This is a genomic window from Citrobacter freundii complex sp. 2025EL-00176, assembly GCF_053309355.1.
This window is the reverse complement of sequence record NZ_JBRYHT010000006.1, coordinates 128,891-142,378: the sequence shown is the minus strand read 5'-3', so window position 1 is coordinate 142,378 and position 13,488 is coordinate 128,891. Positions and strand designations below refer to the sequence as shown.

Genomic DNA, 13,488 nt, shown 5'->3' with positions numbered 1-13,488 from the left:
CTTAGTTCATGCGATGCAAAAGGCATCACCACAATTACGCCCGGACAGCCCGGCTCACTTCATTTGCAACGCGTTCGGTGGCATCCGGTATGGATGCGGCGCGCGCACGTTCAGCCATGGTTAATAAAGTTTCTCGCGACCACCCGGCAAGGGTGCTGGCGACAGCATCCACAGTAAACTGTGGTTGCTCTAAAATTTTGGCGGCGCCCGCTTTTTCCAGCGGCAACGCATTCCAGTACTGCTGTCTGTCTTTGTGCTGGAACGGCACAAACAGCGCAGGCAAGCCTGCGGCGGCAATCTCACTCACCGTCAGCGCGCCGGAACGGCACACGACAACATCTGCCCACGCATAAGCGGCGGCCATATCATCAATAAACTCAGTAACCTTATGCTGCGGTTGTCCCGCCTCTGCATAAGCGTGTTCAACGGTCTGCTGCGCGCCCTTACCGCTCTGATGCCAGATAGTCACCGCCTCGCCAAGCTTTGCGGCAACCTGTGGCATAGTCTGGTTGAGGACGCGTGCGCCCTGAGAACCACCGACCACCAGCACACGAACTGGGCCTTCACGTCCAGCAAGACGCGCTTCGGGTAATGGCAGCGCCAGCACGTCCGTGCGAACCGGGTTGCCGACCACTTCCGCATTCGGGAAAGCGCCAGGAAAAGCCTGCATAACCTTCGTTGCAATCTTTGCCAGCCATTTATTGGTTAATCCCGCTATGCCGTTCTGCTCATGCAGTACGACCGGAATACCTAATGACCATGCGGCTAAACCGCCGGGACCTGAGACGTAGCCGCCCATACCCAACACCACATCAGGCTTGAATTGCTTCATGATGGCGCGCGCCTGCCGCCAGGCGTTAAAAATACGCACGGGTGCGGCAAGCAGAGCGTTAACGCCTTTGCCACGCAGACCGGAGATGCGAATAAAGTCAATTTCAATGCCATGCTTCGGCACTAAGTCCGCTTCCATACGATCGGCGGTGCCCAGCCAACGAACCTGCCAGCCCTGGGCCATTAAATGGTGCGCGACCGCCAGCCCCGGGAACACATGCCCGCCGGTACCGCCTGCCATCACCATTAACCGCTTCGGTTGACCACTCATCGTGCACCTCGTGTAAACGCCTGGGCTTTTTCCAGACGCGTTTCATAATCAATACGTAACAAAAACATGATGGCCGTCGACATTATCAACAAACTGGAACCACCATAACTGATCAACGGCAGCGTCAGGCCTTTGGTTGGCAGCATACCTGCCGCCGCGCCGACGTTTACCAGCGCCTGGAAGCTAAACCAGATCCCGATGGAGCAGGCTAAAAAGCCTGAAAAACGGTGGTCAATTTCCAGCGCTTTACGGCCAATCGACATCGCGCGAAAAGCGACGAAGAATACCATTAAAAGTGCCAATACCACACCGATATAACCCAGCTCTTCCCCAATGATGGCGAAGATGAAGTCGGTGTGCGCTTCCGGTAAATACTCAAGTTTTTGGACTGAGTTGCCTAACCCTTGCCCCCAAACCTCACCGCGGCCAAAAGCCATTAGCGATTGCGTCAGCTGGTATCCGCTGCCGAACGGATCTTCCCATGGATTCCAGAAAGAGGTTACGCGTCGAATACGATACGGTTCGGCAAGGATCAGCAGTACGACCGCCGATATCCCCATGCCGATAATCGCAATGAACTGCCACAATTTAGCCCCGGCAAGAAACAGCATCGCCAGCGTGGTAACAAACAGCACCACCACCGTACCGAGGTCAGGCTGCGCCAGCAGCAGCACCGCCAGCACCAGGATCACGCCCATCGGTTTCAGGAAGCCGCGCAGGTTGTTTCGCACTTCATCCACCTTGCGTACCAGGTAGTTGGCGAGATAACAGAACAGCGACAGCTTGGTAAATTCCGCAGGCTGAATACGCAGCGGCCCCAGAGCAATCCAGCGCGATGCCCCGTTAACGGAGCTCCCCACTACCAGCACGATCAGCAGCATGATGATCGAGGCGATGAGCATCGTGGTGCTGTACTTCTGCCAGAACTCCATCGGCAACCGCAGCGTGACCATCGCCAAACAGAACGCCAGGAAGATGTACAGCGCGTCACGTTTAGCAAACAGGAAGGGATCGCCCGCCAGACGTTGCCCCACGGGCATTGATGCCGATGTCACCATGATGAAACCAATTGCCGCCAGACCAAAGGTCAGCCATAGCAGCATGCGGTCATACATGATCAGGCTGTCCGCGTCTTTATCACGCGAAGCCATCACCCAGCCTTTAAGTGCCGCGAAGATCCACGCCAGGACACCCAGTCCCGGTAAGCGCGGCATTCTCAGACGAGGGAGAGATAAACGCATCAACCCAACTCCTTCGCCAGGCGCGTAAAGACGTCACCGCGTTGCTCAAAACTCTTGAACTGATCGAGGCTGGCACAGGCGGGCGACAGCAGCACCATATCACCCGGCTTCACGCGCGGCGCGAGCAGACGCATTGCCTGCTCCATGGTTTCAGTTTGTTCCGCAACCTCAGGTCGCAGCGCGGCAAGCTGCGCGCCATCGCGACCAAAGCAGTACAGACGAATGTTGTCGCCGTTCAGATAACGTTGCAGCGGCATAAAGTCAGCGGATTTCCCGTCGCCGCCCAACAGCAGGTGCAGCGTACCGTCAACGTGCAGCCCATTCAGCGCCGCTTCGGTACTGCCCACGTTGGTCGCTTTTGAATCGTTGATCCAACGCACACCGTTATGATTCAGTACCAACTGGAAACGATGCGCCAGCCCGGTAAAGGTGGTCAGCGCTTTCAGGCTCGACGCCCGCGGCAGACCCGCAGCATCAGCCAGCGCCAGCGCTGCCAGGGCGTTGGTATAGTTATGCTGGCCGGTAAGCGTCATCTCTTTCACGTTCAGAACTTTTTCACCCTTCACCCGCAGCCAGGTTTCGCCCTGCTGACGATTAAGGTGATAGTCTCCCATGTTGACGCCAAAGCTCACGCAACGCTCATCGGCACCACGAACCGGCATGGTCAGCGCATCATCCGCATTGACCACGCAGACCTTCGCATTCTCATAAACGCGCAGTTTGGCCGCACGATACTGCTGCAAGCCAAACGGATACCTGTCCATATGATCTTCGGTGACGTTCAAAATGGTGGCGGCTACGGCCTGTAAGCTGGAGGTCGTCTCCAGTTGGAAGCTCGACAGTTCCAGAACATACAGCTCGCGCTCGTCATCCAGCAGCATCAGCGCGGGCAGGCCAATGTTACCGCCCACCCCTACGTTCACACCGGCCGCTTTCGCCATTTCGCCAACCAGCGTCGTAACGGTGCTTTTACCGTTAGAACCGGTGATCGCAACGATCGGCGCCTGCGCTTCGCGACAGAACAGCTCGATGTCACCGACAATTTCAATCCCCGCATCGGCGGCAGCGCTCAGCGAAGGGTGCGCCAGGGCAATACCAGGGCTGGCGACGATGAGATCGGCGTCCAGCAGCCAGTCATCATTCAGACTGCCAACATGGCGCTCAACCGCTTCCGGTAATTTATCCAGGCCCGGCGGCGTCGCGCGGGTATCCATCACGCGCGGCGTCACGCCACGCGCCAGGAAGAAATCCACGCAGGACAGCCCGGTCAAACCCAGACCGATAATGACGACTTTTTTACCCTGGTAATCAGCCATGATTAACGTACCTTCAGCGTTGCCAGGCCAATCAGCACCAGCATCAGCGAAATAATCCAGAAGCGCACAATCACGCGCGGTTCCGGCCAGCCTTTCAGTTCATAGTGATGGTGAATCGGCGCCATACGGAAGATGCGCTGTCCGCGCAGCTTAAAGGAACCGACCTGCAGAATGACCGACAGCGTTTCTACGACAAACACGCCGCCCATGATCACCAGCAGGAACTCCTGACGCAGCAGCACGGCAATAATGCCCAGCGCGCCGCCCAGCGCCAGCGATCCGACGTCGCCCATAAAGACCTGCGCCGGATAGGTGTTAAACCACAGGAAGCCCAACCCTGCGCCAACTATCGCCGTACAGACGATCACCAGTTCACCGGCATGGCGTAAATACGGAATGTGCAGATAGTTGGCGAAGTTCATGTTACCGGTCGCCCATGCCACCAGCGCAAAACCCGCAGCCACAAACACGGTTGGCATAATCGCCAGACCATCAAGGCCGTCGGTGAGGTTGACCGCGTTACCGGTCCCCACAATCACGAAGTACGCCAGCAGGACGTAGAACAGTCCCAGTTGCGGCATCACGTCTTTGAAGAACGGCACGACCAGTTCGGTCGCCGGGGTATCTTTCCCCGCCAGGTACAGCGCAAAGGCCACGCCCAGCGCAATTACCGACATCCAGAAATATTTCCAGCGTGCGATCAGGCCTTTGGTGTCTTTGCGTACCACTTTGCGGTAGTCATCGACAAAACCAATAATGCCGTACCCGACCAATACCACCAGCACGCACCAGACGTACGGGTTCGACGGGTATGCCCACAGCAGTACGGAGATAACAATCGCGGTGAGGATCATAATCCCGCCCATGGTCGGCGTACCGCGTTTACTGAAGTGTGATTCCGGACCGTCGTTACGTACGACCTGTCCAAAGGACATTTTTTGCAGGCGGGCGATCATGCGCGGGCCCATCCACAAAGAGATGAACAGCGCGGTCAGCAGGCTGACAATGGCGCGAAACGTCAGATAAGAAAAGACGTTAAAGCCGGAATAATATTTGACCAAATGTTCGGCCAGCCAAACTAACATGTCCCATTCTCCTGTAATGCGCGTACTACCTCTTCCATGGCGGCACTACGTGAACCCTTCACTAAAATCGTCATGATCTGATGTTCTGCAATCAGCGCCTTGAGATGCGCGACCAGCGCGGTTTTATCCGCAAAATGCTCGCCCACGCCGCTGGCGTCGCTAATTGCCTGACTCAGTTTCCCTGTACTCAGTACACGGTCGATGCCCGCGGTTTTCGCAGCAACACCTACCTGTACGTGACATGCTTCGCTTTCCGCGCCAAGCTCTGCCATATCGCCCACCACCAGCAAGCGGTAGCCCGGCATTTCGGACAGCACCTGTACCGCTGCGGTCATCGAACCTACGTTAGCGTTGTAGGAGTCGTCCAGCAGCAGCTGATTTTCTGCCAGTTGAATTGGGAACAGACGCCCCGGTACCGCTTGCAGATCCTTCAGGCCCGCTTTGATCGCCTCAGGCGTCGCGCCTACCGCCATAGAGAGCGCAGCCGCCGCCAGGGCGTTAGCAATGTTGTGACGACCCGGCAGCGGCAGCAGAACATCAATGCTTCCGGTTGGCGTTTGCAGCGAAAACTCCGTGCCGTGTGAGGTCACGTGAACGTTGGTCGCCGAAAAGTCGCTGTTGGCCGCATTCGGGGAGAAGCGCCAGACTTTGCGATCGCCAATGATGCTCTGCCAGTTCAGCCAGTCGTTGTTATCAGCATTCATGATGGCGATACCATTCGCTGACAGACCGCTAAAAATTTCACCTTTTGCTTTCGCAACACCCGCCAGAGAGCCGAAACCCTCCAGATGCGCGGCAGCAAGATTGTTCACCAGCGCCGCTTCCGGGCGCGTCAGGCCAACGGTCCAGGCGATTTCGCCCTGATGATTGGCGCCAAGCTCAATCACGGCATAGTCGTAATCGTTGTTTAAGCGCAACAGCGTCATCGGCACCCCGATGTCGTTGTTCAGGTTGCCTGCGGTATATAACGTTTTGCCGCACTGACTGAGAATCGCGGCGGTCATCTCTTTAACAGACGTTTTGCCGGATGAGCCGGTCAGCGCGACCACGCGCGCCGGAACCTGGGCGCGAACCCACGCAGCCAGTTCACCGAACGCCAGACGGGTGTCTTTTACAATAACCTGCGGTAAATCAATATTGAGCGGACGGCTGACTAACAGCGCGCCAGCCCCACCGTCTTTCGCCTTGTCGGCAAAATCGTGGGCATCAAAGCGTTCGCCTTTCAGCGCCACAAACAGGCAGCCAGGCGTCACTTTACGCGTATCGGTTGTCACTGCATCGAGGGTCAGATCGCCCCCTTTTAGGTCGCCACGGAGGATTTCCGCCAGCTGGCTGAGCGTTACGCTAATCATGCGATTACCCCCAGCAGGCGAGCTGCCGTGACGCGGTCAGAATAGTCAAGACGCTGTGAGCCAACGATCTGGTAGTCTTCGTGACCTTTGCCGGCCACCAGCACCACGTCGTTTTCTTTCGCCTGCATGATGGCGTTAGTCACGGCTTCTGCGCGACCTTCCATCACCTTCGCCTGTCCGGCATCCAGCATCCCCGCCAGAATGTCGTTGATGATGGCGCGTGGCTCTTCGGTACGTGGGTTGTCATCAGTCACCACGACAACATCAGCAAATTGTTCGGCAATCGCGCCCATCAGCGGCCGTTTGCCTTTGTCGCGATCGCCGCCGCAGCCAAAAACGCACCACAGTTTGCCTGTACAGTGCAGACGCGCCGCCTGCAGCGCTTTTTCCAGCGCATCCGGGGTATGGGCATAATCAACCACAACGGTGGTTTTACCCGGTGCGCTGAACACTTCCATGCGCCCGCAAACCGGCTGCAATTGTGTCGCTGTTTTCAGTAAATCAGCTAACGGATAACCCAGCGCCAGCAGCGTTGCCAGCGCCAGCAGCAGATTGCTGACGTTAAACGCCCCCATCAGGCGGCTTTCAATTTCGCCGTCACCCCATGAGGAGGTAAAGCGAATCGTTGCCCCGCTGTCGTGATACCTCACCTCAACCGCTTTTAACCAACGACCATGACAGTTCGGGTTGATGTGGTCTTCCATCGAAACGGCAACCGCATCCGGAAGTTTCGCCAGCCAGCGGCGGCCAACCTCATCATCCGCATTGACGATGGCCTGACCGCAATGGTGCGTGGAATACAGCAGCCATTTCGCCGCTTCGTAATGTTCCATGTCACCGTGGTAGTCGAGGTGGTCACGGCTTAAGTTAGTAAATACCGATGCGGCAAACTTCAGCGCCGCGACGCGATGCTGAACCAGACCGTGGGAAGAGACTTCCATCGCGCCAACCGTTGCACCCTGTGCAACCAGCCCCGCCAGCACATGCTGAACATCCACGGCTGAACCGGTGGTATTTTCCGTCGGGATCACTTTACCCAGCAGACCATTGCCTACTGTTCCCATGACCGCGCTGGTTTCGCCCAGCAGTTGGCTCCACTGCGCCAGCAATTGAGTAGTGGTGGTTTTACCGTTGGTCCCGGTCACGCCAACCAGACGCATTTTTTCAGAAGGCTCGTGGTAAAAACGGCCCGCCAGTGCAGATAAGCGTTCGTTAAGCTGGCTGAGATAGATAACCGGAACGCCGTGCATTTCACGGATTTCACCGTCAGTCGCTTCATCTTTTGCTTCTGCAATAATGGCAGCCACACCTTGCGCTATCGCCTGCGGGATATACCGACGCCCGTCCGCCTGATGACCCAATACTGCTACAAAGAGATCGCCCGATGCAGCCACACGGCTGTCGAGCGTCATCTCCCGCAGTGCTCGCTCCGGTGCACCCGGCACCCATGGAGCAAGAAGGTCGCGCAAATTACGATCTGCCACCTGTTGCCTCGCCTTGATTATTCACAAATTCACTTTTATCGCCCGTTGCCAGAGCATCCGGTTCGATGTTCATGGTGCGCAGTACGCCGCCCATGATGGCACCGAAGACCGGCGCGGAAACGGCGCCACCGTAGTATTTACCCGCCTGCGGATCGTTGATAACAACAACCAGCGCGAAGCGCGGCTGACTCGCAGGCGCAACGCCTGCGGTATAAGCAATGTATTTGTTGATGTAGCGGCCATCCGGCCCTACTTTTTTCGCCGTACCGGTTTTGATGGCGATGCGATAGCCTTTAATCGCCGCCTTCACGCCGCCGCCTCCGGGCAGCGCCACGCTTTCCATCATGTGCACCACGGTACGAACGGTCGCTTCCGGGAAAATACGCTCGCCCGGAACAGGAGGGTCAACTTTGGTAATCGACAGTGGGCGATAAACGCCATAGCTGCCGATCGTTGCATAGACTCGCGCTAACTGTAACGGGGTTACCATTAGCCCATAGCCGAAAGAGAAGGTGGCCCTCTCTATGTCAGACCACCGTTGTTTTTGAGGATATAAGCCACTGCGTTCTCCGACCAACCCCAAATTGGTCGCTTTTCCCAGCCCAAAACGTGAGTAAGTATCTACTAACGCTGAGGACGGCATCGCTAACGCCAGCTTAGAAACACCGACGTTACTCGACTTCTGCAAAACCCCGGTAAGGGTCAATTCGCTATAACGCGCCACGTCTTTGATTTCGTGACCATTAATTCGGTAAGGAATCGTATTGAGTACGGTATTTTCGCGTACCACTCCACGCTGCAGCGCCGTCATTACCACCATGGGTTTGACGGTAGAACCCGGTTCAAACACGTCGGTAATGGTACGGTTACGCATGACATCTTTTTGCGTACCGGAGAGATTATTGGGGTTGTATGACGGGCTGTTCGCCATCGCCAGCACTTCACCGGTGTTGACATCCACCAGCACGGCGCTGCCGGACTCCGCTTTGTTGAACGCCACGGCATTATTCAGTTCGCGGTAGACCAGCGCCTGTAAACGCTCATCAATACTCAGCGCGAGGTTATGCGCCGCCTGGCTGTCGGTAGAGGAGATATCTTCAATTACGCGGCCATAGCGGTCTTTACGTACGATACGTTCGCCCGGCTGTCCGGTGAGCCACTTATCGAAGCTCTTCTCAACGCCTTCAATCCCCTGGCTGTCAACGTTAGTAAAGCCAATGAGGTGAGCGGTCACTTCTCCGGAAGGATAGTAACGACGGGATTCTTCACGCAGGTGAATACCTGGTAGTTTGAGTTTTTTGATATAGTCGGCCATGTCAGGGTTAACCTGACGCGCCAGATAGATAAAGCGCCCTTTCGGGTTGGCGTTAATGCGGGAAGCCAACTGGTCAAGCGGGAGATTCAGCGCAGTCGACAACGCTCTCCAGCGTTCACCAACGCTCACGCCGCCTGCGTCATGCACCTCTTTCGGGTCGGCCCAAATTGCCTTCACCGGAACGCTCACCGCCAGCGGACGGCCGGAACGATCGGTAATCATCCCACGCGATGTGGAGACTTCCTGTACGCGCAGGGAACGCATGTCGCCCTGACGCACCAGCATATCCGGCGCGATGATTTGCAGCCAGGCAACGCGCCCCAGCAGGAAACCCAATGCCAGCAAAATACAGCCGCACAGTAACGCAAAACGCCAACTGACAAAGTTGGCTTGTTCTTCCTGGCGTTTTGGTTTGTGCGTTTTTGCCGCTGCTTTCATGCGTCGCGTTTATCCTTATTTTTGTACTACGATATTTTCTTGTGAGGGATCAACATGCTGCATTTGCAGCTTTTCCGTTGCGATCCGTTCAACACGGCTATGGTCGCCGAGCGCGTTCTCCTCAAGGATCAAGTTGCGCCATTCGATATCCAACGCATCTCGCTCCAGAACCAGTTGCTCACGCTGCGCGGTCAGTAACCGCGTATGGTGTGCTGTTGTCACGACGGTAACCGCCGTCAAAATAATGCAAATGAACAGGCAGAGTGGCAGCTTCCCATACCGCAAAAGATCGTCACCGATCACGCCAGGCAAGGCATGGCGCTCGTTGCTTCCTATCGATCCTTTAACTTTGCTGAGGGCTTCTGTCACTCTGCTGATCATGCGTTCGTCCTCTCTGCAATACGCAGAACTGAACTACGGGCACGAGGATTTTCAGCTACCTCTTCTTCACCCGGCATCATCTTGCCTAGTGCTCTTAACTCACGGCCGCCCAGCTTTTTGATCTGCGCTTCCGTCATCGGTATTCCAGCCGGAACCTGAGGACCACGGCTTTGTTCACGCATAAAGCGTTTCACAATGCGGTCTTCAAGCGAGTGGAAACTGATAATCGAAAGGCGACCACCTGGTGCCAGCACGCTGAGCGAGCTTTTTAGCGCCTGCTCTATCTCCTCCAGTTCACTGTTCACCCAGATGCGCACCGCCTGGAAGGTACGGGTCGCGGGATGTTTGAATTTGTCTTTCACCGGCATTGCCGCCGCAATCACTTCCGCCAGCTCTTTGGTGCGGGTCATCGGTTCGATGCGATTGCGCTCTACGATGGCGCGAGCAATGCGTTTGCCAAAACGCTCCTCGCCAAAGGTTTTAATCACCCAGGCAATGTCCGCTTCATCGGCGGTTTGCAGCCATTCGGCTGCGGACTGACCGCGTGTTGGATCCATACGCATATCCAACGGACCGTCACGCATAAACGAGAAACCGCGCTCCGCGTCATCAAGCTGCGGTGAAGACACGCCAAGATCGAGAAGAATCCCGTCGATCTTACCGGTAAGTCCGCGCTCGGCGACATAGTCAGCCAGCGCAGAGAAAGGTCCATGAACGATGGAGAAACGGGGATCGGTAATCGTCTGTGCAACGGCAATAGCCTGCGGATCGCGATCGATAGCCAGTAAACGTCCCTCTTCGCCAAGCTGTGAGAGGATCAGACGTGAATGACCACCGCGACCAAATGTCCCGTCAATGTAGATACCGTCTGGACGAATATTCAGACCGTTGACGGCCTCATCCAGCAATACCGTTGTATGTTTATAATTTTCCATCATTTTATAGAGACAAATCCTGCAATCGTTCCGACAGCGCGCCGGTAACAGACTGCTCAGCGTCGATATCTTCCTTGACCTGTTGATACCAGGTCGTTTCATCCCACAGCTCAAACTTATTGAACTGCCCAACCAGCATCACTTCTTTCGTTAGCCCCGCGTGTTGCCGCAGAATGGGCGCTATCAATAATCGGCCAGCGCTATCCATCTGACATTCGCTGGCATGCCCCAACAACAGACGCTGTACGCGACGCTCAACTGGATTCATGCTCGACAGACGCGATAACTTCTGCTCGATAATTTCCCATTCAGGCAGGGGGTACAGCAGCAGGCACGGGTGATGGATGTCAATGGTGCAAACCATTTGACCGGTAGCGCTCTCGAGCAGTTGCTCCCGATAACGGGTGGGCACCGATAAGCGCCCTTTACTGTCGAGATTAACTAACGTTGCTCCCCGGAACATGCCAGTCTCACCCCCGATTACCACTTTATCCCACAAAATCCCACTTAAAGGAGTTTACGGAGCGGAGGAAAACCTTGTCAAGCAAGTCACGGCGCTAAGCGGAGCAAAAAACACATTGTTTACGGCTAATATCAGCGTTGAACAAATTCCGTACAGCAAACGAAGCAAATTAACGTCATGAATATTTGTAAGAAAAAAATCCAACAACTCATGATTGTTTAAAACAACTGAATATCATCAAAAGAAAATATAAAGTGTCAGTTTGCGACGCGAGCGGCATTTTAGGACAATATGCAGCGAGATAACAGTACCAGTTAATCAGTCTGTATGCCGTGCAGGAGCGAGGTCAGCGTGAGGTTGTCGCCATAGGGCTGCAAAGTGTTTGTTAATTCGGCAAATCCCCACAAGCATGTAACAAAATAATACAACCGTAACGCATCTTTACGCTTCAATAACCCAAAAATGGCGAGTTGCATTTTTAATTCGGCATAATTCAAGAATCAATTTCAGATAATTCTAAAGAATATTCTTAATTATAATGAGGTTATTTCTGAGAATAGAATATTTGATGACGTCAGAGGCTTATGCCGTTGACGTCATCAAATGAGGCAACTTAGTTACGGCTCAGAATACCGCGACGGTACAGATTACGCCGTATACGCGTTAATCCAGGTTTTGGTTTACGCGGCTCATCCAGACTTGCCAGCACAATCTCCAGCACGCGTTCCGCTACATCACGATGGCGTTGCGCCACCGCGAGAACCGGACACTGCAGGAAGTCGAGCAGTTCGTGATCGCCAAAAGTCGCTATCGCCAAATCAGACGGCAACTGCCCATCGCGACGCAGGGTCACATCCATCACCCCCTGTAACAGAGCAAACGATGTGGTAAACAGCGCCTGAGGCATTGGATGCGTTTCCAGCCATTTATCAAATAGCTGTGCTGCCGCTTCCCGCTCATAGCTGTTGGCGTAGAGGAAATGCACGTCACGCGGATCGTCTTTCCATGCGGTACGGAAACCCTGCTCACGCAGGAAGCTGACGGATAATTCAGGGAGCGCGCCCAGATAGAGCACGGTTTCTGCAGGGAATTTACGTAACTCCTGCGCCAGCATTTCCGCATCGTCCTGGTCCGCGCCCACCACGCTGGTGAAATGTTCGCGATCCAGCGCACGGTCCAGCGCCACAATCGGGAATGAACTGTTTGCCCAGCGCTGATAGAACGGATGTTCTGGCGGCAAGGAAGTCGACACAATGATGGCATCAACCTGGCGTTGTAAAAGATGCTCAATACAGCGCATTTCGTTATCTGGCTGATCTTCAGAGCAGGCAATCAACAGTTGATACCCGCGCTGACGCGCCTGGCGCTCCAGATAGTTTGCGATCCGGGTATAGCTTGTGTTTTCAAGATCCGGGATCACCAGCCCGATAGAGCGTGTGCGTCCAGCACGCAGCCCGGCCGCCACGGCATTCGGGTGGTAATTATGCTCACGCACCACCGCCATGACTTTTTCAACCGTTTTGTCGCTTACGCGATATTGCTTTGCTTTGCCATTAATAACGTAGCTTGCAGTCGTTCGCGAAACGCCGGCCAACCGAGCGATTTCATCCAGTTTCACAATTGCCCCTTGCGTAAAATGTACAAACCATAACCTTTGTGATGGCATGGGTTAAGTTTCTTAACATCTAAGCGCAGAATAATGACTGCGGCAACCGCTTTTGTCTCTGGTTACTGCTGATTTCGCAAAAAAAAAGCGCAGCAGGTAGCATCAGCGAAAACGGGTACGTTACCTGTAGGCCGGATAAGGCGTTTACGCCGCCATCTGGCATGACCGCCGCGATGATGTCTGATGGCGCTGTGCTTCTCAGGCCTACAGGCGACTATTAGCGCATGATTTTATCGCCGCGAGAAAGCCCCACCACGCCGGAACGGGCTACCTCTACAATTTTGGCAACTTCCCGTAATGTTGCCAGGAACGCATCCAGCTTATCACTGGTGCCCGCCAACTGTACGGTGTAAATGGACGGCGTGACGTCGATGATTTGCCCACGGAAAATCTCCGTGTTGCGTTTCACCTCTTCCCGACCATAGCCGCTGGCCTGGATTTTCACCAACATGATCTCTCGTTCAACATGGGCGCCCTGCCCCAGTTCGCTAACGCGCAGAACATCCACCAGTTTGTGTAGCTGCTTTTCGATCTGCTCCAGGACTTTCTCATCCCCTACCGTCTGGATCGTCATTCGCGATAAGGTTGGATCGTCAGTGGGCGCGACGGTCAGGCTTTCAATATTGTATCCACGCTGGGCGAAAAGGCCTATCACACGCGACAAGGCACCCGACTCGTTTTCCAGCAATACCGATAATATCCGGCGCATA

The 13,488-nt window shown here is 55.1% G+C and carries 12 protein-coding genes; all 12 read right to left on the bottom strand.

Translation table 11 applies throughout. The features are described 5' to 3' along the window. Positions 1-34 precede the first annotated feature (34 nt). The 12 genes from murG to ilvN all read right to left on the bottom strand — a co-directional run bounded on the left by murG (position 35) and on the right by ilvN (position 13,487). Positions 35-1,102 (bottom strand): undecaprenyldiphospho-muramoylpentapeptide beta-N-acetylglucosaminyltransferase, encoded by a 1,068-nt coding sequence (murG, locus tag ACVXHP_RS13990; protein WP_447571668.1) that lies wholly within the window; start codon positions 1,100-1,102, stop codon positions 35-37. Beyond that, a complete protein-coding gene (ftsW, locus tag ACVXHP_RS13985; protein ID WP_079225510.1) occupies positions 1,099-2,343 on the bottom strand; it encodes a cell division protein FtsW in 1,245 nt (414 codons plus the stop codon). The genes murG and ftsW overlap by 4 nt, the downstream gene beginning before the upstream one ends. Beyond that, the gene (murD, locus tag ACVXHP_RS13980; protein WP_447571667.1) at positions 2,343-3,659 is read right to left on the bottom strand and encodes a UDP-N-acetylmuramoyl-L-alanine--D-glutamate ligase; all 1,317 of its coding nucleotides are present in this window, start codon (positions 3,657-3,659) and stop codon (positions 2,343-2,345) included. The genes ftsW and murD overlap by 1 nt, the downstream gene beginning before the upstream one ends. 2 nt (positions 3,660-3,661) lie before the next feature. Continuing rightward, positions 3,662-4,744 (bottom strand): phospho-N-acetylmuramoyl-pentapeptide-transferase, encoded by a 1,083-nt coding sequence (gene mraY, locus ACVXHP_RS13975; RefSeq protein ID WP_016151694.1) that lies wholly within the window; start codon positions 4,742-4,744, stop codon positions 3,662-3,664. Beyond that, positions 4,738-6,096, bottom strand: a complete 1,359-nt coding sequence (gene murF / locus ACVXHP_RS13970) for a UDP-N-acetylmuramoyl-tripeptide--D-alanyl-D-alanine ligase (protein WP_447571666.1) — start codon at positions 6,094-6,096, stop codon at positions 4,738-4,740. Before murF ends, mraY begins: the two co-directional genes overlap by 7 nt. Next, positions 6,093-7,580: a UDP-N-acetylmuramoyl-L-alanyl-D-glutamate--2,6-diaminopimelate ligase gene (gene murE / locus ACVXHP_RS13965; RefSeq protein WP_447571665.1), complete on the bottom strand. Its 1,488-nt coding sequence runs from the start codon at positions 7,578-7,580 to the stop codon at positions 6,093-6,095. Before murE ends, murF begins: the two co-directional genes overlap by 4 nt. Beyond that, on the bottom strand, positions 7,567-9,333 hold the full coding sequence (gene ftsI / locus ACVXHP_RS13960; protein WP_038637202.1) for a peptidoglycan glycosyltransferase FtsI: 1,767 nt from the start codon (positions 9,331-9,333) through the stop codon (positions 7,567-7,569). The genes murE and ftsI overlap by 14 nt, the downstream gene beginning before the upstream one ends. A 15-nt stretch (positions 9,334-9,348) precedes the next feature. Then, positions 9,349-9,714, bottom strand: a complete 366-nt coding sequence (gene ftsL / locus ACVXHP_RS13955) for a cell division protein FtsL (RefSeq protein ID WP_006686695.1) — start codon at positions 9,712-9,714, stop codon at positions 9,349-9,351. Beyond that, on the bottom strand, positions 9,711-10,652 hold the full coding sequence (gene rsmH, locus ACVXHP_RS13950) for a 16S rRNA (cytosine(1402)-N(4))-methyltransferase RsmH (RefSeq protein WP_042312345.1): 942 nt from the start codon (positions 10,650-10,652) through the stop codon (positions 9,711-9,713). Before rsmH ends, ftsL begins: the two co-directional genes overlap by 4 nt. Position 10,653: 1 nt before the next feature. Continuing rightward, on the bottom strand, positions 10,654-11,112 hold the full coding sequence (gene mraZ, locus ACVXHP_RS13945) for a division/cell wall cluster transcriptional repressor MraZ (RefSeq protein WP_137360247.1): 459 nt from the start codon (positions 11,110-11,112) through the stop codon (positions 10,654-10,656). A gap of 613 nt (positions 11,113-11,725) precedes the next feature. Further along, on the bottom strand, positions 11,726-12,730 hold the full coding sequence (cra, locus tag ACVXHP_RS13940; protein ID WP_038637189.1) for a catabolite repressor/activator: 1,005 nt from the start codon (positions 12,728-12,730) through the stop codon (positions 11,726-11,728). Between the two features lie 265 nt (positions 12,731-12,995). Further along, positions 12,996-13,487: an acetolactate synthase small subunit gene (gene ilvN, locus ACVXHP_RS13935; RefSeq protein WP_003829566.1), complete on the bottom strand. Its 492-nt coding sequence runs from the start codon at positions 13,485-13,487 to the stop codon at positions 12,996-12,998. Between the last annotated feature and the right edge of the window lies 1 nt (position 13,488).